The organism is Nocardioides alkalitolerans, from assembly GCA_038184435.1.
GTDB classification, from domain to species: Bacteria; Actinomycetota; Actinomycetes; order Propionibacteriales; family Nocardioidaceae; genus Nocardioides; species Nocardioides alkalitolerans_A.
On sequence record CP116227.1, the window covers coordinates 233,736 to 255,571 of the forward strand.

Annotated in this window: 20 protein-coding genes and 1 tRNA gene; 15 read left to right on the top strand and 6 right to left on the bottom strand. The window is 73.2% G+C overall.

Going from position 1 to position 21,836, the window contains the following annotated elements:
- Nucleotides 1-123: 123 nt before the first annotated feature.
- The 5 genes from PIR53_01190 to PIR53_01210 all read left to right on the top strand — a co-directional run bounded on the left by PIR53_01190 (nucleotide 124) and on the right by PIR53_01210 (nucleotide 5,044).
- Entirely contained in the window at nucleotides 124-1,302 is a 1,179-nt protein-coding gene (locus PIR53_01190) for a CoA transferase (protein WZH52628.1), read from the top strand.
- Nucleotides 1,299-2,129, top strand: a complete 831-nt coding sequence (locus tag PIR53_01195; protein ID WZH52629.1) for a citryl-CoA lyase — start codon at nucleotides 1,299-1,301, stop codon at nucleotides 2,127-2,129. Before PIR53_01190 ends, PIR53_01195 begins: the two co-directional genes overlap by 4 nt.
- A gap of 120 nt (nucleotides 2,130-2,249) precedes the next feature.
- Nucleotides 2,250-3,152 (top strand): hypothetical protein, encoded by a 903-nt coding sequence (locus PIR53_01200; protein ID WZH52630.1) that lies wholly within the window; start codon nucleotides 2,250-2,252, stop codon nucleotides 3,150-3,152.
- Entirely contained in the window at nucleotides 3,149-3,511 is a 363-nt protein-coding gene (locus PIR53_01205; protein WZH52631.1) for a hypothetical protein, read from the top strand. Before PIR53_01200 ends, PIR53_01205 begins: the two co-directional genes overlap by 4 nt.
- A 75-nt stretch (nucleotides 3,512-3,586) precedes the next feature.
- Nucleotides 3,587-5,044, top strand: coding sequence for an amidohydrolase family protein (locus PIR53_01210; GenBank protein WZH52632.1), 1,458 nt, complete (start codon nucleotides 3,587-3,589; stop codon nucleotides 5,042-5,044).
- Nucleotides 5,045-5,142: 98 nt separating this feature from the next.
- On the opposite strand, the gene PIR53_01215 is transcribed toward PIR53_01210, so the two are convergent.
- The 5 genes from PIR53_01215 to PIR53_01235 all read right to left on the bottom strand — a co-directional run bounded on the left by PIR53_01215 (nucleotide 5,143) and on the right by PIR53_01235 (nucleotide 8,631).
- The gene (locus tag PIR53_01215; GenBank protein WZH52633.1) at nucleotides 5,143-6,588 is read right to left on the bottom strand and encodes a DUF222 domain-containing protein; all 1,446 of its coding nucleotides are present in this window, start codon (nucleotides 6,586-6,588) and stop codon (nucleotides 5,143-5,145) included.
- A gap of 267 nt (nucleotides 6,589-6,855) precedes the next feature.
- Nucleotides 6,856-7,275, bottom strand: coding sequence for a hypothetical protein (locus PIR53_01220; GenBank protein WZH52634.1), 420 nt, complete (start codon nucleotides 7,273-7,275; stop codon nucleotides 6,856-6,858).
- On the bottom strand, nucleotides 7,272-7,685 hold the full coding sequence (locus PIR53_01225) for a hypothetical protein (protein ID WZH52635.1): 414 nt from the start codon (nucleotides 7,683-7,685) through the stop codon (nucleotides 7,272-7,274). Before PIR53_01225 ends, PIR53_01220 begins: the two co-directional genes overlap by 4 nt.
- Nucleotides 7,686-7,752: 67 nt before the next feature.
- A complete protein-coding gene (locus PIR53_01230; protein WZH52636.1) occupies nucleotides 7,753-8,433 on the bottom strand; it encodes a hypothetical protein in 681 nt (226 codons plus the stop codon).
- A 124-nt stretch (nucleotides 8,434-8,557) separates the two neighbouring features.
- A tRNA-Arg gene (locus tag PIR53_01235) sits at nucleotides 8,558-8,631 on the bottom strand.
- Nucleotides 8,632-8,786: 155 nt separating this feature from the next.
- Between PIR53_01235 and PIR53_01240 the strand changes: the two genes are divergently transcribed.
- From PIR53_01240 to PIR53_01260, 5 genes are all read left to right on the top strand, one after another.
- Nucleotides 8,787-9,722 carry a septum formation family protein gene (locus PIR53_01240; GenBank protein ID WZH52637.1) on the top strand — a complete coding sequence of 312 codons (936 nt, stop codon included), beginning with the start codon at nucleotides 8,787-8,789 and terminating at the stop codon, nucleotides 9,720-9,722.
- 1 nt (nucleotide 9,723) lies between these two features.
- On the top strand, nucleotides 9,724-10,470 hold the full coding sequence (locus PIR53_01245; protein ID WZH52638.1) for a septum formation family protein: 747 nt from the start codon (nucleotides 9,724-9,726) through the stop codon (nucleotides 10,468-10,470).
- A gap of 40 nt (nucleotides 10,471-10,510) precedes the next feature.
- Entirely contained in the window at nucleotides 10,511-12,037 is a 1,527-nt protein-coding gene (locus tag PIR53_01250) for an SDR family NAD(P)-dependent oxidoreductase (protein ID WZH52639.1), read from the top strand.
- Nucleotides 12,038-12,084: 47 nt separating this feature from the next.
- On the top strand, nucleotides 12,085-12,402 hold the full coding sequence (locus tag PIR53_01255) for a hypothetical protein (GenBank protein WZH52640.1): 318 nt from the start codon (nucleotides 12,085-12,087) through the stop codon (nucleotides 12,400-12,402).
- Between the two features lie 62 nt (nucleotides 12,403-12,464).
- Nucleotides 12,465-12,905 (top strand): hypothetical protein, encoded by a 441-nt coding sequence (locus tag PIR53_01260; GenBank protein ID WZH52641.1) that lies wholly within the window; start codon nucleotides 12,465-12,467, stop codon nucleotides 12,903-12,905.
- 10 nt (nucleotides 12,906-12,915) lie between these two features.
- Here PIR53_01260 and PIR53_01265 read toward each other — a convergent pair whose 3' ends face one another.
- Nucleotides 12,916-14,352, bottom strand: a complete 1,437-nt coding sequence (locus tag PIR53_01265; protein WZH52642.1) for an aminopeptidase P family protein — start codon at nucleotides 14,350-14,352, stop codon at nucleotides 12,916-12,918.
- A 110-nt stretch (nucleotides 14,353-14,462) separates the two neighbouring features.
- On the opposite strand from PIR53_01265, the gene PIR53_01270 reads away from it, so the two are divergent.
- From PIR53_01270 to ettA, 5 genes are all read left to right on the top strand, one after another.
- Complete coding sequence (locus PIR53_01270; protein ID WZH52643.1) at nucleotides 14,463-15,581, top strand: PrsW family intramembrane metalloprotease; 1,119 nt, start codon at nucleotides 14,463-14,465, stop codon at nucleotides 15,579-15,581.
- Nucleotides 15,578-17,377 carry a 50S ribosome-binding GTPase gene (locus PIR53_01275; GenBank protein ID WZH52644.1) on the top strand — a complete coding sequence of 600 codons (1,800 nt, stop codon included), beginning with the start codon at nucleotides 15,578-15,580 and terminating at the stop codon, nucleotides 17,375-17,377. Before PIR53_01270 ends, PIR53_01275 begins: the two co-directional genes overlap by 4 nt.
- 109 nt (nucleotides 17,378-17,486) lie before the next feature.
- Nucleotides 17,487-19,106, top strand: a complete 1,620-nt coding sequence (locus PIR53_01280) for a 50S ribosome-binding GTPase (protein ID WZH52645.1) — start codon at nucleotides 17,487-17,489, stop codon at nucleotides 19,104-19,106.
- Between the two features lie 309 nt (nucleotides 19,107-19,415).
- The gene (locus PIR53_01285) at nucleotides 19,416-19,973 is read left to right on the top strand and encodes a single-stranded DNA-binding protein (protein WZH52646.1); all 558 of its coding nucleotides are present in this window, start codon (nucleotides 19,416-19,418) and stop codon (nucleotides 19,971-19,973) included.
- A 76-nt stretch (nucleotides 19,974-20,049) separates the two neighbouring features.
- Nucleotides 20,050-21,732, top strand: coding sequence for an energy-dependent translational throttle protein EttA (ettA, locus tag PIR53_01290; GenBank protein WZH52647.1), 1,683 nt, complete (start codon nucleotides 20,050-20,052; stop codon nucleotides 21,730-21,732).
- Nucleotides 21,733-21,836: the final 104 nt, after the last annotated feature.

The window sequence follows — 21,836 nt, forward strand, 5'->3', positions numbered from 1 at the left end:
CCTTTGGTCGATCGCATCGCGGGTCACTGTACGGCCCTTGACAGCGCGCGTGACGACGACCACAGTGACGGACATGCAGTGGCGGACATGTGACCGCCAGGCGGACACGAAGGGTTCTGGTTCATGACCACGCGCACTGACGGGCCGCTCAGCGGGCTGCTCGTCGCCGACTTCTCGCGGATCCTGGCGGGTCCCTACGCCACGATGCTGCTGGCGGACCTCGGGGCCGAGGTGATCAAGGTCGAGGGCCCGGCCGGCGACGACACCCGCACCTGGGTGCCGCCGGTCCGGGACGACGTCTCGACCTACTACCTGAGCGTCAACCGCAACAAGAAGTCCATCGCCCTCGACCTCAAGGACCCCGCCGACGTGGAGGTCGCCCGCGACCTCGCCCGCCGTGCCGACGTGCTCGTCGAGAACTTCCGCCCGGGTGGCCTCGCCAAGTACGGCCTCGACTACGCCAGCGTCAGTGCGGAGAACGCGGGACTCGTCTACGCCTCCATCAGCGGCTTCGGCTCGGGCGGCGGCGCGCACCTGCCGGGGTACGACCTCATGGTCCAGGCCATGTCGGGCCTCATGAGCCTCACGGGCGACCCCGAGGGGCAGCCGTACCGGGCCGGCATCTCCGTCTTCGACGTGATGACCGGGATGCACGCACTCGTCGGGGTGCTCGCGGCCCTCAACGAGCGGCAGACCTCGGGACGCGGCCAGCACGTGGAGGTCAACCTCATGTCCTCCGCCCTCTCGGGGCTGGTCAACCAGACCGGGGCGTTCGTGGCGGGCGGTGCCGTGCCGTTCCGGATGGGCAACGCCCACCCGTCGCTCTTCCCCTACGAGCCGCTCCCCGCGGCAGACGGCGACATCATCATCATCGCCGGCAACGACCGGCAGTTCGCGGCGCTCGCCACCGTGCTGGGGGCGCCGGAGCTCGTCGAGGACCCACGCTTCGCGCACAACGAGGACCGCACCGCCCATCGCGAGGAGCTGCGTCCGCTCCTCGTCGAGCTGCTGGCGAAGCGCACGAAGGCCGAGTGGTTCGAGGCCCTGTCGGCCGCCGGCGTCGCCTCCGGACCGATCAACACCGTGGACGAGGGCGTCGCGTTCGCCACCGGGCTCGGGCTGGAGCCGGTCGTCGAGGTCGGGGAGGGTGCCGACGCCGTGCCGCTCGTGCGGAACCCCATCACGTTCTCGCGGTCGGGCGTGCGCTACGACCTGCCGCCGCCGACCGTCGGCCAGCAGGGCGCCGAGGTGCGGGCGTGGCTGGCGGGGCAGGACCCCGTCGGGGCGGAGGGGGACCGATGAGCGACGACCTCCGCTTCCCGACCTCGCTCGGGATGTCCACCACCTCGAGCATCACGCTGCTGGGGGAGGACCTCGCCACCGACCTGATGGGCTCGGTGAGCCTCACCGAGCTCGTCTACCGCATGGTCACGCTGCGCACGCCCACGCCGGGACAGGTGCGGATGCTCGACGCCTGCCTCCTCGCGCTCGCCGACCACGGGTTCACGCCGACCGCCATCGCGGCGAGGCTCACCTTCCTCAGCGCCCCCGACTCGGTCCAGGGGGCGATGGCGGCCGGCCTGCTCGGCGGCGGCTCCCGCTTCCTGGGCGTCACGGAGGACGCGGGCCAGTTCCTGCACGCCGTCATCGAGGGCCTCGACGACGTGCCCACGGACGCCGCGGTCTGGGACGACGTCGCCCGTGAGGTCGTCCGCGCGGCCCGGGCGGAGCGCCGCACGATCCCCGGCCTCGGCCACCCGGTGCACAAGGAGCTCGACCCCCGCACCCCGGCGCTCGTGCGCATCGCGACCGAGGAGCAGGTGTACGGCGCGCACCTGGCCCTCTTCGAGGCCATCGGCCGGGTGCACCCCGAGCTCATCGGCCGCCGCCTGGTGCTCAACGGGGCCGGGGTCGTCGGCGCCGCCCTCGCGGACCTCGGCCTGCCGATGCAGCTCCTCCGAGGGTTCGCGCTCCTCGCCCGCGCCGCAGGCCTGCTGGGCCAGCTCGCCGAGGAGCTGCGCATGCCCGTCGGCATGGACACCTATCTCGCGGTCGAGCACCACGCCGTCTTCGTGCCGCCCGCGGAGGCGCTGGCGCGGCAGGAGGAGGCCGGCGGCAGCACCGAGTGACCGCCTGCCGGCGGGGGAGCGCCCGCCGGGCCACCCGCCGTACTGCTCGTCCTGCCTGACCAGCAGACCCCACTCGAACGCGTCTCGATCCGCCTGCCGTCCGAACCGGAGGACCCCCCGATGGCCGACCTCGTCGCGGTGCTCGCCACCACGCATCACCCGTTCTACTACCGCACCAGCCAGCTGCCCCCCGAGGAGCGGCCTCCGTTCGCGGAGGAGTGGATCTCCAAGATCGCGACCTACCGGGAGACCCTCACACGGGCGCGGCCCGACGTGCTCGTCATGGTCGGCTCCGACCACTTCCACCAGCTCTGGCTCGACAACATGCCGCAGTTCCTCGTCGGCAAGGCCCCGTTCTACGACGCGAACTGGGAGAACGAGATCCGGGAGTTCGGCATGCCGAAGCTCCTGCTCAAGGGCGACGAGGAGCTCTCGGCCTACATGCTCCGGGAGGGCCTCGACCGCGGCTTCGACCTGGCGTTCTCCAACGAGCTGCGCATCGACCACTCCGTGACCTGCCCGATCCTGACGGTGCGCCCCGAGGCGGACCTGCCGATCGTGCCGATCTACACCAACATCTTCGCCCCGCCGCTGCCGAAGCCCGAGCGCTTCGTGCAGCTCGGGCGCACGATCCGCGAGATCATCGACGCCTGGCCGAGCCACCTGCGCGTGGCGGTCATCGGCTCGGGCCACCTGTCGCTCGAGCTCGGCGGGCCGCGCCAGTTCGGTCCGACGGGACCCGACCCGGAGTTCGACTACCGCGCCGTCGAGTGGATCAGCAACGGCGACATCGACGGCTGCCTGCGCGAGGTGACGCTCGACAGCCTCCACGCCCCCGGCAACGCCACCCACGGGTTCATGGACTTCATGTTGATGATGGGCGTCGCCGGCCACGAGAAGGCCAACCACGCCGACCACCTGAGCCTCTTCCACACGATGGAGGCCTACTTCACCTGGTACCCGAACCCCCACCTGGTCGACCCGCCGCTCGGCGGTGTCCCCACGATCGGAGCGACCGCGTGAGCAAGTACCTCGTCAACAAGTTCCTCTACACGGTGGACCGCGACCACGACCTCACCGAGCGCTACCGGACCGACCCTGCCGGCACGGTCGCCTGGTGGGAGGTCGAGATGGCCGGCACGCTGCTCAACGCGATCGACGCCGAGCGCACGACCTGGCTGTCGTTCACCGACGCGGAGCGGGACGCGCTCGTGGCGCACGACCACGTGGCGCTCTTCGAGATGGGCGCCCACCCGTTCCTCACCCTCACGCTCTGGATCGCGATGTTCGAGCGCGACCACCCCGAGCCGCTCGCCATGCAGCTCGACTACGCCGCGCGCCTCGCGCACGTCACGCAGCCGTACCCCGACATCACGACCTGAGCCCGGTCGTCCGGTCGTCCGGTCGTCCGGTCGGCCACCGCCACCCGTCCCACGCTCCGCCAGAGAGGCACCCCCATGACCCAGTCCGCAGCCACCTCCGCCGTCGCGTCAGCGCCGGCGGTCGTGTTCCGCAACGCGCTCGTGCTCACGATGGACACCGGGCGTCGCGTGCTCGAGGGCACCGACGTCCTCGTCGTCGGCACGACCATCGAGGCCATCGGCCCGGACCTCGAGGTCCCCGAGGGCACCGCCGAGGTCGACGCCGCCGGCGGCATCCTCATGCCCGGGATGGTCGACACCCACCGGCACATGTGGCAGACCGCGATGCGCGGGTACGGCGCGGACTGGACCCTCACGCAGTACTTCGTGTGGAACTACCTGGAGCACGGCATCAAGTTCCGGCCCCAGGACATCTTCGCCGGCAACCTGCTGAGCGGGGTCGAGGCCCTCGATGCCGGCGTCACCACGACGGTGGACTGGTCGCACGGGCTCTCCACCGTAGACCACGCGGACGCGGCCGTCGACGCCCTCGAGGCCGTGCCGGGACGCTTCGTCCTCGCCTACGGCAACATCCACGCCGCGCCGTGGGAGTGGACCCGGTCGGCCGACTTCCGCAGCTTCGTGGAGCGCCGCATGCCGCGCACCGACATGCTCGGCTTCCAGCTCGCCTTCGACGTGACCGGCGACCCGGCCTTCCCCGAGAAGGCGGCCTTCGAGGCGGCGCGCGACCTCGGCGCCGCGGTGACGACCCACGCCGGCGTCTGGGGCGCCACCAACGACGACGGCATCCGCCTCATGCACGAGCACGGCTTCATGACGCCCGAGACGGTCTACGTCCACGCGGCCACGCTGTCCGACGACTCCTACCAGCGGATCGCGGCGACCGGTGGCACGGCGTCGGTCTCGGCCGAGAGCGAGGCCAGCTGCGGCCAGGGCTACCCGTCGAGCTGGAACCTCCGGCGCCACGGCATCGACGTCTCGCTCTCCGTCGACACCAGCGTCTGGTGGAGCGCCGACGCCTTCGCTGCCATGCGCTCGACGCTGTCCTCCGACCGCACCCGTGAGCACCACGAGGCCCACGCCCGCGGCGAGACCGTGACCCACGTCGGGCTCCGTGCCCGGGACGTCGTCGAGTGGGCCACCATCGGCGGCGCGAAGGCCCTCGGCCTCGACCACGTCGTCGGGAGCATCGAGGTCGGCAAGCGCGCCGACCTCGTCCTGGTCAAGAACGACCGCTCGCCAGCGATGTTCCCTCTGCTCAACCCCTACGGCCACGTCGTCTTCCAGGCGCAGCGCGGCGACGTGCACACCGTGCTCGTCGACGGCCGGGTCGTGAAGCACGAGCACGAGCTCGTCGGGGTCGACCTCAGCGCCGCTCGTGAGGCCGTCGGTGCGACGGTCGAGCACCTGCGCGCCACGCTCGGCGAGGAGGAGTGGAGCGCGGGGATGAACCCCGACGTACCGGAGTCGAAGATCCTCGACAACCCGTACACCTACACCGACTACGCCGACGCCTCGACGCACGGGCAGTGAGGCGGAACGCCGAAGCGTGCCGCGGCTAGCTGCGATGCCCAGCCGGGCATGCTGCGCCGCCCGGCCAGGGGTGGTGTGGTCGGGCGGCGCGTCTGCGCTCAGGCGGGGTCGTCGGGTGGTGGCCAGGGTCGGGTGCCATCGCGGTCGACGAGGTAGCGCAGGCCCATCGGGCTGGTCCAGATGACGGCGCTCGGTGGCTCTCCGTCGTCGGGGTTGGTGGGGCGGTAGGCCCACCGTCTTCCGGTTCTTCGTTCCGGGTGCGTCTTCATGCGGTGGTGGCGTCGGCAGAGCGGGAACAGGTTGCGCGTCGATGTCTGGCCGGGTGGGCCATGGGGGTCGTACCGCTCGCAGTGGTCGAGGTCGGCGGTGCGCGAGCTGCGGGCGCAGTGGGGGAAGACGCACCTTGGCCACCGGGCGCGGACGTGGTCGGCGATCCGGTCGGGTGGGGTGTAGGCGTTCACGGCATCGTCGCGGCTGAGGTCGATGATGGGCTTGACCGTGATGGTGGTGTCCTGTGAGCCGCACCAGGCCTGCACCTGCTCGGCGGTGATGGCGCCCCTCGGTAGTCCGGGGGTGTCGAGGCGGGCGAGGTCGATGCCGGTCATGCCGGTGCAGGCGTCGATCCCGGGTCCGAACCCGTTCAGGCTGTTGGTGATCGGGGCGTGGTCGAGGTGGACGAACAGGACCACCTCGCGCCGCGCTCGCGTTGGCGGAGGTCCCGCGTCGTACTCCAGCGTGATGACCCCGTCGCAGCGCCGCGCGATCTCGCCGAGCGCCATCGACCGTCGCACGTCGAGGTTCGAGTCGCAGCCCAGGTCGCCCAACTGGCGGGCGACGTGGGCGACGCTCCGTTCGAGGTCGAGCGCATCGGCGAGGTCGAGCGTCCCATGGACGCTTACCGTGCCGCGCAGGGTGCCGGTCAGCGGGTCTGCGAAGGCGAGGCCGTCGAGGTCGATCGCCAGGTACCGCTCACCGTCGGCCGCGTGCCGTTCGGCCTCGGTGGTCTCGGGGTCGAACCGGGCCGCAGCTTCCGCTACCAGTCGGTCGACCTCGGGTCCGGTGGCCTTGCCCGCGACGTACGCGACGTGCCGATCCACGAACCCCGCGCCCTCGAAGGTGAGCGTGCGGGTGGCCTGGGCGATGCGCCGGCCCCGCCACACGTCGACCTCGCCCGCAGTGATGCGGGCGTGGACGCGCGGGAGCCGGTAGCGCAGCTCGACCGCGTCGCCGACGAGCCGGCGCGCAGCATCGAACGAACACACACGGGCGGCAGCGACCTCACCGATGCAGAACTCCGCCACCACCGGCGCCCCCGGCCCACCCAGCTCGAGGAACTGATCCCCCGCGAGGGTCTCGGCGTGGGGTTCGTCGTGCCACTCGCCCAGCACCGTGATCGGATCCCCGACCACCGCATCGGAGGTGTGCGCCGCCGCCCAGTCACCCACGGCGACGAACGCAGCCGCCTCCGCGACACGAGCAGCCTGCGTTCGCTCGCGGACCGCGTCGATCAACGCGGTCGCCGTGTGCTGGGTCCCCCGATCCATGACGCCTAATTTAGTCGAACAGACGTGCGATCACCACCTCCCAATGGTGATCTGTGGATGACCGGTTCCTCGCGTCGAGCTTGGAGAAACGGTCCGACCAAACTCGACCCGCCTGCCGCGTCGTACGAACAAACTCGACGCGCCTGCCGCGCCGTTCGACCAAACTCGACGCGCCTGCCGCGCCGTTCGACCCAACTCGACGCCCCCGCCGCGCCGTACAACCCAACTCGACGCGCCTGCCGCGCCGTACAACCCAGCTCGACGCGCTCAGCGCGCCGTAGGCCCCACCTCGTCGCGCCTCGGGCCGAACCATCCGCACGCCCACAGTGCCGCGACCACGAGCACGGGCTGGAAGAACAGCCGCGTCAGCCGCGCGCCGTCGGTGTCGAGGCCGAACGCGGAGGTGCCCTCGACGTACTGGGCCACGTTGCCGGGGAAGATCGCCACGAAGAACGCCGCCACCACGAGGCCCACGAGGCGCCGGTGACGGGCGGGGGCCAGCAGCAGGGCGAGGCCCAGGACGATCTCGACGACGCCCGAGACGACGACCACGAGGTCGGCGTCGACGGGGAACCACGAGGGCACCTGGGCCTGGAACTCCGTGCGCAGCGTCGTCAGGTGGAGCACGCCGGCCGCGGCGAGGAAGACCCCCAGCGCGATCCGCAGCGCGTGGCGCGCGAGGGTCACGGCCGGTGCTCGTGGCCCGGGTGGCCGTGGGTGCGGCGGTCCTCCTTCATCTCCGCCTCGTAGAGGTGGCGACGGCCCTCGACCAGCTCGTCGCGTGCCTCCTTCTCGATCCGGCGGAAGGTGGAGTAGTAGCCGTCGTCGTACTCCTCCACGATCTGGAACGACCAGCGTCCGTGGAGGAGGTTGCGGCCGACGACCTCCCGCTCGACGCGGTCCGCCAGCTCGTGGTGGCCGGCCTCCCGCAGCTCGTCGACGGCCTGGCCGGCGGTGAGGTCGGCGGTGCCGGAGAGCCGGTGGAACGTGTAGAGGTGACCGCGGGCCACCTCCACCGCCTCGAGGGCCTCGGAGAGCTTGCCGAGTGCGCTGACGGTGGCATCGGTGACGCCGTCGGGCCGCTGGTGGTCGTCCATGGCTCGATCGTGCCCGGACGACACAAGACGCCCCCGCCCGGACGGGCGAGGGCGTCTCGTGGACGGATCAGGACCAGATGATCTGCGTGTCGTCCCACAGGCTGTAGTCGTCGCCCTCGGCGAACGCGACCTGCGTGACGGCCTGGTCGGAGACGAAGGTGTCGCAGGTCTCGAACGTCGCGCCGTCCCAGTCGGTGTCGGGGCTCTCCTCGTCGCAACCGCCGACGCCGCTGCCGAAGTTGATGAGCTGCGAGGCGCCGTTGCCGTCCGCGGTGAGGCCGTCGAGGCTGATGACCATGCCGCCGAGGCCCTCGGGGTTCTCGACCCCGGTCACCTCGTAGGTCACGTGGTACGGCGTCATCCCGTCCGCGCCGTCGACGTCGGCGACGTCCGCCGGGTCGCCCTCACGGATCTCGACGACGGTGATCTCGATGACGCCGTCGTTGCCGGCGTAGTCGAACGGCACGGTGGCGGTGTCGCCGAGCGCGAGGTCGGAACCCGGCTCGGTCAGCTCGCCGTCGAACGCCGCGGGGGCGTCGCCCTCGTCGTCGGCGTCGTCGGTCTCCTCGGTGTCGTCGGACGCGTCGTCGGACGCGTCGTCGCTGGACTCGTCCTCGGACGGCGACGGGGTCGACTCGCTGGTCTCGTCGTTGCTGGTCTCGTCGGAGTCGTCGCTCCCACAGGCGCTGAGGGCGGCGGTGAGGACGGTCGCGACCGCGACGGCGGCCAGCTTGCGGCGGTGACGCATGGGGGTGCTCCAGTTCTGCTCGGGGAGGCACCGCCTCCCCGCGGCACCGAGGAGGTCTTTACCTTCGTCGGAGCCCAGCGAAACCGAGCGTGCGGGTGTGACCTGCGTCGCACTGGGTGGAGGGTGCCCCCGGCAGGATTCGAACCTGCGACCGGCGGATTAGAAGGCCGCTGCTCTATCCAGCTGAGCTACGGAGGCGTGGGAACCCGTGGCACGGCCACGGTCTCCGGGGCGATTGTAGGGGTCGGCTGCCCCGATCGGCTGTGCCGTCGGCCAGCGACTGGGAGGATGCTCGCCGAGAACAGCCACGAGCGCCCGTGCCGTCAGGGGCGTCGACGAGGGAGCAGCGCCACGTGTCCGACCGACCGCCCACCCCCCACCCCGGCGCGCCGGACCCGTACGGCGCGCCCCACGCCCCGTCGTACCCGACGGGAACGCTCGCACCCCCGCACCTGGCCCCGCCGCACCCGGCCCACGCGCCGAACGGTGCCTCGGCGACCGCCCCCTCCGGCGAGGGCAGCCGCCTGGCCTCCGCCGCCCTCGCGCTCGCGTGCCTGCCGCTCGGTGTCACCAACGTGCTCGGCGTCGTGCTCGGCGCCGTCGGGATGGCCGCAGGCCCGCGGGTGCGACCGCGGTGGGGGATGTCCGTCGCCGCGGTCGTCGTCGGCACGCTCTGGATGGCGGCGGGAGCCGGTATCGGGGTCGCGGTGTGGGCGGGCGACCGCGACGACGCCGACACGGCCGCCCGGATCGCGGAGCTGAGCGACGAGGTCGAGGACCTGCGGGGTGACGTCTTCGCCGCGATGGGCCCCGGCGGCGCCTACTCCGAGACCGAGATGCTCGCCGAGCTGGACGACGAGGACGAGCGGGCGGCGGTCGACGTCATCGCCGAGGACGTGCCGGTCGCGGACCTCGCCCCCGGCACCTGCGTGCTCGACCCCGCGTTGAACCAGGTGCTGTGGATCGGGGAGCACCTCCCGACGGTCGGGGCCACCGTCGACTGCGCGGACGCGCACGACGCCGAGCTGGTGGGGACCATCACCGTGCCGGACCGGATCGCCGAGGACGGCTGGGACAGCGACCCGTTCCTCGACTTCGCGTGGGACTCGTGCGACGACGCGTTCTACGACTACGCCGGTGACAGCGGCTACTGGGAGGCGGAGGACGTCTACACGGCCTTCGTCCCCCCGTCGGAGGAGGCGTGGGAGGCGGGCGACCGGGTCGTCCACTGCTTCGCGTCCGGCGAGGTCCTGACGACCGGCTCCCTGCGCGCCGTCGAGGCCGGCTGACGTGGGCGATCACGACGTCCCGCCCGGGCCGCCGCCCGAGGAGTTCCTGCGGTCGGCACCCGTGCCGCTCCCGGAGAGCACCCCCACCACCCCGCCGCCGTACGTCGCGCGCCCGTCCTCGCCGTACCCCCCGTCCTCGCCGTACCCCGCGCCTCCGCCGTACCCCGCCCCCTGGGGCGGCCCGGTGCCGCCGCGACGCACCTCGGGCACGGGCCTCGCAGTCGTCGTCGGCATCGCCGTGGCGGCCGCCGCGCTGGGCGTCGGCCTGATGCTGGTCGACGACGCTCTCAGCAGCCCCACCGCCGGCACGACGATGGCGGGCGTCGACGACAGCGACCCGTGGTTCGTCGAGGACCTCGACTCCACCGCGGTGCCGGTCGAGGACCTGACGCTGGGCGACTGCTTCTTCGACGGCCCCTACGAGGGCGAGGGCGACATCGGGAGCAGCTGGGAGGTCGACGTGGTGGACTGCGCCGACCGCCACCCGCTGGAGGTCGTGGGCGAGTTCGAGCTGACGGGTGATCGTCTCCCGCGCCAGAACGAGTCCTTCTTCCTCGACCTCGAGGAGCGGTGCTGGGAGGCCCTCGACGAGAACGCGTCCCCGGGCGCCGCGTCGGACGACGTCTGGATCACCTTCTACTGGCCCTCCCGCGCGACGTGGGACCAGGGTGACCGGCTCGTGACCTGCGTGGCGGCGACCGACCGGCTGAGGCGGGGCTCGTTGGTGAGCGGGTCCCGGGCGACCTGACGTTTCCGCGGTGGGCCGCGGCTCCGCCTACCATCGCCCGGTGATCGACCCCGCTGCACCCGCCTCCACTCCCGGCCCCACCCCGGACGGCATCGACCCCGACGACCTCGCCACCACGCTCCGCGTGCTGCAGCAGGTCTCGGCCCTCCACCCGGACCACCCGGACGTGACGACGGTGAAGCGTGCCGCGTCGTACATGTACAAGCTCATCAAGAAGACCCGTCGCGCCGAGATCCGCATGGAGCGCCAGACGCACGACCAGGAGATCATCGAGCGCACCGCGACGGGCTCGCGCATGCGGATCGACGACGAGACCGCCGGGATCCCGCTCGTGTCGACGGCACCGGGCGCCTTCGCGGGCGAGCTGATCACGGCGCGCGGCTGCTACATCTGCAAGCAGGACTTCACGCTCGTCGACGCGTTCTACCACTGGCTCTGCCCCTCGTGCGCGGCCAAGTCCCACGCCAAGCGCGAGCAGCGCACCGACCTCACGGGCAAGCGGGCGCTGCTGACGGGCGGCCGGGCGAAGATCGGCATGTACATCGCCCTGCGCCTCCTCCGCGACGGCGCCGACCTGACGATCACGACGCGCTTCCCCCGCGACGCCGTACGGCGCTTCGCCGCCCTCGAGGACTCCGACGACTGGCTGCACCGCCTCAAGGTCGTCGGGATCGACCTCCGCGACCCCACCCAGGTGCTCGCGCTGGCCGACGACGTCGCGGCGGGCGGCCCGCTCGACATCATCGTCAACAACGCCTGCCAGACGGTGCGACGCTCGCCCGGGGCCTACTCCCAGCTGGTCGAGATGGAGTCGGCCCCGCTGCCGACCGACCGGGTCCTGCCCGAGATGGTCACCTTCGACCGGGTCTCCGAGGCCCACCCGGCCGCCATTGCCGGCGCGCTCGCCGACGTCGCCGTGGCCCACCACGAGGGCGAGTCGGCGGAGCACGCCCAGGCGGTGCACAACGCCGCGTCGCTGACGGCTCTCGCGCTCAAGGCCGGCAACGCCTCGCTCGAGGCGCACCTGGCCGGCACCGCCGTCGACGCCGGCGGTCTGCTGCCCGACCTGCAGTCCACCAACTCCTGGACCCAGGTGGTGGACGAGGTCGACCCGCTGGAGCTCCTCGAGGTGCAGTTCTGCAACTCGATCGCGCCGTTCCTCCTCATCAGCCGCCTGCGTCCCGCGATGCGGGAAGCCGTACGACGCGGGGCCCGCCGCGCCTACGTCGTCAACGTCTCGGCGATGGAGGGCCAGTTCTCCCGGCGCTACAAGGGCCCGGGGCACCCGCACACCAACATGGCCAAGGCCGCGCTCAACATGCTCACCCGCACGAGCGCGGGGGAGATGTTCGAGACCGACCGGATCCTGATGACGGCCGTCGACACGGGCTGGATCACCGACGAGCGCCCCCACCAGGAGAAGCTGCGCATCGCCGCCGAGGGGTGGCACGCGCCGCTCGACCTGGTCGATGGCGCCGCGCGGGTCTACGACCCCATCGTGCGCGGCGAGGCCGGCGAGGACCTCTTCGGCTGCTTCGTGAAGGACTACGAGCCCAGCCCCTGGTGAGCCCGGTGGGTCGGTGACGTCCGACGCCTCTCCTCGTTGAGCGGGGCATGGACGCCATCGCCCTCCACGTCCGCCTCGTCGAGCAGGTCGCCCGCGCGGTCGACGAGCTCGTGCGCCCGACCGCGACGAGGCGGTCCCGGCTGGTCGACCTCTGCGTGGAGGGGGCGCTGGCCTGCGACGTCGTGACCGACGACGGCCGCGTCGCCGACGGCCACGACATCGCCCGGCGCTCGCGCTGGGCCACCTCCGTGCTGTGCGAGCTCGCCGAGCCCGAGATGGACGCGTCGACGCGGCACCGCCTCGCCCTGGCGTCCGAGGTCGGCGTGGCCCGGTTCTGCGCGGCGGTGCGGCGCCGCGCCGCCTGAGCCGGGGATCCGGAGAGGGACCGCACGGGTGGGGGCGGCGCGGGCGGGGTAGGAGGTGCGTCGTGTCGAAGCCACCCGTCGTCCCACCCGTCGTCCCCTGCTCCCGGGGTATCAACGGACGTGCGCGGGTGCTCCACCTCGAGACCCGCCGCGGGATGCTCGCGGCGGCCGCCACGATCGTCACGGTCGACGGCGCGGCGTACCCGCTGCCCTGGGGGCGCTCCGCGTTCGAGCTGCCCGCGGATCGTCCGGTCGCCCTCCAGGTCAGCCAGGCGTGGCGCAACGGGACGGTCGGGCTCGCCTCGGTCGTGCTGCCGCCGGGCCCGGACCTGGCGCTGGAGTACCGCGGACCCAGCCACCCCGCGATGGCCGGCGAGCTGGGGCTGCCCGGGACGGTGCGGTCGCGGGGCACCGCGCTCCAGGCCACGCTGCTCGGCTGCCTCGGGATCGTGCTCCTCGGGCTGGTCGCGCTGGTGCTCGCGATCGTGCTGACGGCGCGCTGACCGGGCTGCGTCAGGGGACGAGCCGCCCCATCCACTCCTCGACGTCGGTGACGGTGCGGGGGAGCGCGGCCGACAGGTTGCGGCAGCCGTCCGCCGTCACGAGCACGTCGTCCTCGATCCGGATGCCGACGCCGCGCAGCTCCTCGGGCACGAGCAGGTCGTCCGCCTGGAAGTAGAGGCCCGGCTCCACCGTGAGGCACATGCCCGCGGCCAGGTCGCCCCGCGGGTAGACGTCGACCGCGGCCTGGGCGCAGTCGTGGACGTCCATGCCGAGCATGTGGCTGGTGCCGTGCAGGGTCCACCGCGCGTAGACCCGGCTGTCCGGGTCGAGCGCCTCCTCCGGCGTGCAGGGCAGCAGCCCGAGGTCGCCGAGGCCGTGGGCGAGCACGGTCATCGCGGCCTGGTGCACGGCGGTGAAGGCGACGCCGGGCCGGACCGTGTCGATCCCGGCCTGCTGGGCGTCCAGCACCAGCTGGTAGAGGTCGCGCTGGAGCGGCGTGAACCGGCCGTCCACCGGCAGCGTGCGCGTCACGTCGGCCGTGTAGAGGTTGCGGCCCTCGACGCCCATGTCGAGCAGGATGAGCTGGCCCGGCAGCACCGGACCCGTGTTGTCGATCCAGTGCAGCGTCGTCGCGTGGGAGCCGGCGCCGACGATCGAGTCGTAGCCCAGGTCGTTGCCCATCGCCCGCGCGCGCCGGAAGAACGTGCCCTCCAGCCAGCGCTCGCCGTGCTCGAGCACCCGGGGCCACTCGCGCACCGCGTCCTCGAAGCCCAGGGTGGTGATGTCGCAGGCCTCCTGCAGCTCGTCGACCTCCCACGCGTCCTTCACGAGCCGCAGCTCGGAGGCCACGCGCGCGAGCTCGCCGTCGGCGGCCGCGTCCCCGTCCGCGGCCGTCGTGGCGTCGACCGTGGCGTCGACCCCGCGGAGCACGCGGGTCTTCCCGCCGCGGCGCAGCTCGGCGTCGAGCTCGTCACGGTGGCGGACCGGGAGGCCCAGGGACGTCCCCAGCTCGGCTAGCGACGGCCGCTCGCCGGCCCAGAGCGCGCCGTACTGGCGGTCGCGGAAGAACTCGTCCGAGTCGCGCCCCGAGCGGGGCCGGGCGTAGAGCACCGGCTCCCCGTCGGTGAGCACCAGCACGGCGTCGGTCGTGTGGTTGCCGCTGAAGTAGGTGTGCGCCGTGTCGGGCCGGAAGCGGTAGTCGGTGTCGTTGGAGCGCTGCTTGAAGGAGCCCGCCGGGAGCACGAGCCGCTCGCCCGGGAAGGCCGCCGCGAGGCGCTCCCGTCGCGCCGCGGCCCAGGGCTGGATCGGGTGCGCCGGCACGTCGCGCTCCACCTCGGCCCAGCCGGTCCGCATGAACGCCGCGTACGCCGCCGGCACCGCCGGGTCGTGGGACTCGGTGCCCTTCTCGGGACCGGTCGGGGCGCTGGCGTCCGTCTCCGCAGTCATGACGCCACAGTACGCCGCGGCGACGCCGCTCGCCGGGGTGCGAGGCGGGCCTGTGGAGAAGCCCGCGAAGGGCCCCGGCGGTGTCGCCGTCCTCCACTAGGGTGACGCCCATGCCGGCCCGCCATCGCGACAACATCGCCTTCACGGTGGTGGTGTGGGTGCTGGTCGCGCTGGGCGCGGCGGCGGTCCTCCTCGTGCTGGCGCTCTCGGGTGCCGCCGGCACGCTCGTGCTCGCGGCGGCGCTCGCCGCCCTGCCCGTCGGGCCGGTCGTGGCGACGTACCTGTGGTTGGACCGCTACGAGCCGGAGCCCCGCAGCCTGCTCGTCGCCGCGCTCCTGTGGGGTGCCTGCGTGGCGACGTCCGCGGCCGTCCTCCTCGGTGGCGTCGGCGGCCTGGTGGCGCCCCTCGACCGGGCGGCGTCCGCCGTGCTCGTCGCCCCCGTGACCGAGGAGGCGACCAAGGGCCTCTTCCTGGTGCTGCTCCTGTGGTGGCGGCGCCACGAGCTCGACGGGGTGCTCGACGGGATCGTCTACGCGGGGATGGTGGGCGTCGGGTTCGCGTTCACCGAGAACATCCTCTACCTCGCGGCGGCCTACGACGGGGCCGACGGCCTCGGGCCCGGGGGCGTCGAGGCGGTCACGGTCACCTTCGTGCTGCGCTGCGTCCTCAGCCCGTTCGCCCACCCCTTCTTCACCGCCTTCCTCGGCATCGGTGTCGGCCTGGCCGTGACGTCCCGCTCGCGGGTCGTGCGGCTGGGTGCGCCGGTGGTGGGGTACGGGGTCGCGGTGGGCTGGCACGCGCTCTGGAACGCCTCGACCATGCTCCCGACGGGCTTCTTCGGCACCTACGGGCTGCTCATGCTGCCCGCGTTCCTCCTCCTCGTGGCCGTGGCCGTCTGGTGCCGGGCGCTAGAGCGCCGGGTGCTCACCGCCGCGCTGGAGGACGCGGCCCAGCGCGGCCTGCTGCCAGCCGACGACATCCTGTGGATCGCCGACCTCCGGCTGCGGCGCCAGGTGCGCGCCGACGCCCGACGGGGAGGCGGTGCGCGGGCGGCGGGCATCGTGCGGGAGTATCAGGAGGCGGCGGTGGAGCTCGGCTTCCTCCACCACCGGGTGCTCCGCGGCACGGCTCCTGGCGACTTCGTCCAACGGGGGCAGGTGCACCTGCGGCGCATGCGGGCCACCCGCCCCCTCATCCCGATTCCTGCACAGGTGGTGACCGTCAGATGAGCACTTCCGACGACCGTGGACGTGCCGAGGTGCCGCCGCGCCGCGGCGCGCGGTCCGGAGCGACCGAGGCGGGCGGCGTCGCCCAGACGGGCAACGCCCAGATGCTCACCGCGCTCGTGCAGCTCCGCAGCGCCCTCCAGGCGGCCCACCTGCCGCTGGAGACGCCCGGCGTCGAGGCCGTCCGCGAGGCGCGCACCGAGATGATCGACCAGCTGGAGGACTACGCGATCCCGCGCCTCATGGCGGTCGAGGCGCCGCTGCTGACCGTCGTGGCGGGGTCCACGGGGGCCGGGAAGTCGACGCTGGTGAACTCGCTCGTCGGCCACCGGGTGTCCCAGGCCGGCGTGCTCCGCCCCACGACCCGCTCCGCGGTGCTGGTGCACCACCCCGACGACCGCTCGTGGTTCGGTCCCGACCGGTTGCTGCCGGAGCTGCGCCGCGTCGAGGACCCGACGACCGACCCCGGCTGCCTGCAGCTGGTCGCGACCGACGCCGTGCCCAAGGGCCTGGCCATCCTCGACGCGCCCGACATCGACTCCGTCGACCGGCACAACCGCGAGCTCGCCGCGCAGCTGATGGCCGCGGCGGACCTCTGGCTCTTCGTCACCTCGGCGGCGCGGTACGCCGACCAGGTGCCCTGGGAGTTCCTCAAGGAGGCGGGGGAGCGCTCGACCGCCGTCGCGATCGTGCTCGACCGCACCCCGGCCGACGCGGTGGAGACCGTGGCGGCGCACCTCGCGCGCATGCTCGCCAGCCGCGGCCTCAAGGACTCGCCGCTCTTCATCGTGCACGAGGGCGACCCCGGCACCGACGGCGTGCTGCCGCCCGCCGAGGTCAACGACGTCGTCACCTGGCTGGCCAGCCTCGCCGCCGACCAGAAGGCGCGCGAGTCCGTCGTGCGCCAGACCCTGTCCGGCACGATCCGCACCCTGTCGCGCCACAGCCACCAGATCGCCGACGCGGCCGAGAAGCAGGTCGACGAGGCCCGCCGGCTCCGCTCGGCGGTGGACAGCGTCTACGACGAGGTGGCCTTCGACCTCGAGCAGCAGGTGGTCGACGGCTCGCTCATGGCGGGCGAGCTGCTCGCCCGGTGGCAGGAGTTCGTCGGCAACGGCGAGCTGCTGCGCTCGCTGGAGACGCGCGTCGGTCTCATCCGCGACCGCATCGTCAACGCCGTGAAGGGCAAGCCGCAGCAGGCCGAGCAGGTCGCCGTGGCGGTCGCCGCCACCGCGGGTGCGGAGGTCGTCGCCCAGGCCGAGCGTGCCACCACCGAGCTCGTCGAGCGGTGGCGGTCGTCGGAGGCCGGGGCGGCTCTCGTCGCGACCGGCGACCGCCTCGAGCGACCGTCCCGCGAGGTCGCCCGCGCGGCGGAGCGCACCGTGCGGGAGTGGCAGCGGGAGATCACCGACCTGGTGCGCGAGGAGTCGGCCGACAAGCGCACGTCGGCCCGGTTCATGGCCTTCGGCGTCGACGGCCTGGGCTCCACCCTCGCCGTCGTGGTGCTGGGTGGCCCCTCGTCCTCGGGCGGTCGTCAGCTGCTCGACGCGGTGCTCGGCCCCGAGACCACCGGCCGCCTCGTCACGGCGGCCACCACGTCGTTGCGCGAGCGCGTGCGCGCGGTGCTCGAGGCGGAGCGTGCGCGCTACGCCGGGGTCGTCGACCGTCTCGAGATCGGCGAGGACGCCAGCCTGCGGGTCCGTGGCGCCTCCCGCCGGGTGGACGACATCCGCTTCGCCGACCGGTCCGCGTTGCGCAGCGCCGCCGCCGGCACGGCGCCGGGCACCACGCCCCGCTGACCCCGGTCGGCTCCTGCGGCCGTCCCGCCCCACGCGGGACGGCCGCTCCACTAGGGTGGGCCGCGCCTGCCCGCCGATCCGCCGCGCACCCGCGCACCCGAGGGAGACGATGACCCTGTCCCACGCCCCCGACGCCTCCAGCTCGGCCCCCCGGGCCGACCTCGGCACCCGCGTCACCGCTCTCGAGGAGGCGGCTGCCACGTCCCGCGGTCGTCTCGACGAGGCGCTGGTGGCGCACGTCGAGGGCGTCGCCTCCCGGGCCACGACGCGCATCCGGCTCTCCGCCGCCCACACGGTCATCGGCATCGCGGGCGCCACCGGATCGGGCAAGTCCTCGACCTTCAACGCCCTCACCGGGCTCGAGCTGTCGTCCGTCGGCGTGCGTCGGCCGACCACGTCCTGGGCGAGCGCGTGCATCTGGGGCAGCGACGGGGCCGAGGAGCTGATGGACTGGCTGGGCATCCCGCCGCGGTACCGCACGAGCCGCGACTCCATGCTCGACACGAGCAGCGAGACCCGGGACATGCAGGGCGTCGTGCTCCTCGACCTGCCCGACCACGACTCCACCGAGGTCTCCCACCACGACGAGGTGGAGCGCCTCGTGACGAAGGCCGACCTCCTGGTGTGGGTGCTCGACCCGCAGAAGTACGCCGACGCCGCGATCCACGAGCGCTACCTCGCGCCCTACGCGGCGCAGCAGGACGTGATGCTCGTCGTCCTGAACCAGATCGACTCCGTGCCCGAGGAGCGCCGCGACGCGATGATCGGCGACGTACGACGGCTCCTCGACGACGACGGCCTCGAGCGGGTCCGCATCTTCCCCGTCAGCGCCAAGGAGGGCTGGGGCATCGCCGAGCTGCGCGCCGAGATCGTCGAGCGCGTGGCCGCGAAGCAGGCCATGGTGGCGCGCCTCGACGCCGACATCGTGGAGGCGGCCGACCGCCTGGCCGCGGCGTCGGGCGACGCTCGCGCCCCCGAGCTCACCGACGACGCGGCGACGGAGCTGCGTTCCGCGGTCGCCGCGGCCGCCGGCGTCCCGCCCCTCGTCGACAGCGTCGAGCAGGTCGTGGCCGGTCGCACCCGCCGGGCTGTCGCCCCGACCCCGCTGACCTGGGTCACCCGCGACCCGCTCCGCCGGGTGGAGGTGGACCTCGGTGAGGCCGCCGCGCTCCTGACCGGCAATCGCCCCCCGGAGGCGGGCCGCGCGCAGCGCTCGCGGCTCGAGATGGCCGCTCGGGCGTTGGGCGACCGGGTCTCCGACGGGCTCGTGCCGGCCTGGGCGGAGGCGATCCAACGGGCCGCCACCCGTGACGTCGACGGCCTCGCCGAGCGTGTCGACGACGCGCTCCAGCGCACCGACCTCCGCGCGGGCTGGCTGCCCGGCTGGGCGAAGGCGCTGCGGGTCGTGCAGTGGGTGCTCCTCGTGCTCCTCGTGCTCGGGCTGGTCGCCGGCATCGCCGCGGTGGCGGGAGTCGGGGCCGCCCCGTCGGCCGCCGTCGGGTTCGGCGTGGCGGCCGGGGCCCTGGTCCTGTCCCTCGTGCTCGGCGCCGCCGGGCGTGCCGGTGCGGCCGCGGCCGGCCGGGACGCCGCTGCCCAGGTCGACGACGAGCTCCGGCAGGCCGTCGACGGTGCCGTCGACGCGACGGTGCTCGCCCCGGTGCGCGCCGAGATCGACGCGTACCGCGTCGTCCGCGAGCGGCTCGCCGTCGCGCAGGTACGACGCGACTGACGCGCCTGTCGGCCTGTCCGCCTCTCGGCCCGCCCGCCCGTGCGCCAGCGGGGGCGGAAATGTGCGGCTGGGGTGGGTCCGGCTCGCTCAGGACCGCACCACGTGCACATTTCCGCGCCCGGCCCGCGCCCGGCCCGCGCCCGGCCCGCGCCCGGCCCGCGCCCCGGTCCGGCCCGTTCTCCGTCCCCAGCCGACCCCGGGGCGTGCGTCGTCCCCAGGTCCGTCCTCGTCCCTCGCCGTGGTGCGCCGGGTCGGGTTGGCTCGTCGCGTGCCCGGCACCGGGTCGGGCCGTGACGAAGGGGGACGGACGTGAGCACGACGCACATCACGGTGCAGGGCTGGGTCGGCACGGAGGTCGAGAGCAGCATCACGAGCAGCGGTCGCACGGTCGCGACCTTCCGGCTGGGCTCGACCCCGTCGCGGCAGGACCGCGACGGCACGTGGCAGCCGGGCGAGACGGCCTGGTGGACGGTGCGCGTGTGGCGCCACGTCGCCGAGCAGGTCGGCGCCTCGCTCCACAAGGGTGAGCCGGTGGTGGTGACGGGCCGACTCGTCGTCGAGCGCTGGGACCGTGCCGACGGGTCGATCGGCGAGCGCCAGATCATCGAGGCGACGGCGCTGGGGCACGACCTGACCAAGGGCCGGTCCGCCTTCATGCGCGCGGCCCGCGCCGTACCGGCGGCTCCGGGCGCGCCCGGCGCACCGGTCGCGCCCACGGCACCGCACGACCCGGTGCTGGCCGACCAGGCCCGGCCGATGTTCTCGTCGGTGTTCCCCGACACCCGTCCGGGCGACGCCCGCCCGCTGGACCCGCACGAGGTCGCCGGCGCCGCATCCGGGGAGGAGCCGCAGGCACCGGCGGCCTGAACGGCGGCCGTGGCCGCCGGCCGGGCGGGGGAGACCGGCAGGCGGCCGCAGCGCGGTCTCAACTAGGCTCGGACGCATGGCCGACTTCATCTTCACCCTGCGCAACGTCCGCAAGGCCCACGGCGACAAGGTCGTGCTCGACAACGTCTCGCAGTCGTTCCTCAAGGGCGCCAAGATCGGCGTCGTCGGTCCGAACGGAGCGGGCAAGTCGACCCTCCTCAAGATCATGGCGGGCCTGGAGCACCCCAACAACGGAGAGACCTTCCTCGACCCCGAGTCGACCGTCGGGATGCTCCAGCAGGAGCCGCCCCTCACGGAGGGCGCGACCGTCCTCGAGAACGTGCAGGAGGCCGTCGCCGACACCCTGGCGAAGAAGGCCCGCCTCGACGAGGTGTACGCCGCGATGGGCGACCCCGACGCCGACTTCGACGCGCTGAACGAGGAGGCGGGCAACCTCCAGACCGAGCTCGACGACTCCAACGCGTGGGACATCGACTCCCGCCTCGAGCAGGCGATGGACGCGCTCCGCTGCCCTCCGGCCGACGCGATCGTCGACAACCTGTCCGGTGGTGAGCGCCGTCGTGTCGCGCTCTGCAAGCTGCTCCTCCAGGAGCCCGACCTGCTGCTGCTCGACGAGCCCACCAACCACCTCGACGCCGAGTCCGTGCAGTGGCTCGAGGGCCACCTCAAGACCTACAAGGGCGCCGTCCTGGCGATCACCCACGACCGGTACTTCCTCGACAACGTCGCCGAGTGGATCGCCGAGGTCGACCGCGGCCGCATCCACGGCTACGAGGGCAACTACTCGACCTACCTCGAGACGAAGCGCGAGCGCCTCAAGGTCGAGGGGCAGAAGGACGCGAAGCGCGCCAAGATGCTCGAGAAGGAGCTGGAGTGGGTCCGCTCCAACGCCAAGGCCCGGCAGACGAAGAGCCGGTCGCGCCTGGCGCGCTACGAGGAGATGGCGGCCGAGGCCGACCGCGCCCGCAAGATCGACACGAGCGAGATCAACATCCCGCCGGGCCCCCGCCTGGGCGACATCGTGCTCGAGGCGAAGAAGCTGACGAAGGGCTTCGAGGGGCGCACGCTCATCGACGACCTGTCGTTCTCCCTGCCGCGGGCCGGCATCGTCGGCGTCATCGGTCCCAACGGCGTCGGCAAGACCACCCTGTTCCGCATGATCACCGGCGGCGAGCAGCCGGACGCCGGCGAGCTGGTGGTCGGTCAGACCGTCAAGATCTCCTACGCCGACCAGAGCCGCGGCGGCCTCGACGCCCAGAAGAACGTCTGGGAGGTCGTCTCCGACGGGCTCGACTTCATCAAGGTCGCCAACTTCGAGATGAACTCGCGGGCCTACGTCGCGTCGTTCGGCTTCAAGGGTCCCGACCAGCAGAAGAAGTCGGGCGTGCTGTCGGGTGGTGAGCGCAACCGCCTCAACCTGGCGCTCACGCTCAAGATGGGCGGCAACCTGCTGCTCCTCGACGAGCCCACCAACGACCTGGACGTCGAGACGCTGTCCTCCCTCGAGGACGCTCTCCTGGACTTCCCCGGCTGCGCCGTGGTCACGTCCCACGACCGCTGGTTCCTCGACCGCGTCGCGACCCACATCCTGGCGTGGGAGGGCGACGACGAGAACCCGGCCAAGTGGTTCTGGTTCGAGGGCAACTTCGCGTCGTACGAGGCCAACAAGATCGAGCGCCTCGGCGCCGAGGCCGCGCGTCCGCACCGCGTGACCCACCGCCGCCTGACGCGCGACTGATCCACCGGCGACGAGCGCGTCGCGACAGAGCAGGGCCCGGCCACCCGCGGTGTGGCCGGGCCCTGCTGCGTCGTGGGCCACGCGCCTGCGGGACGTCATGCGGG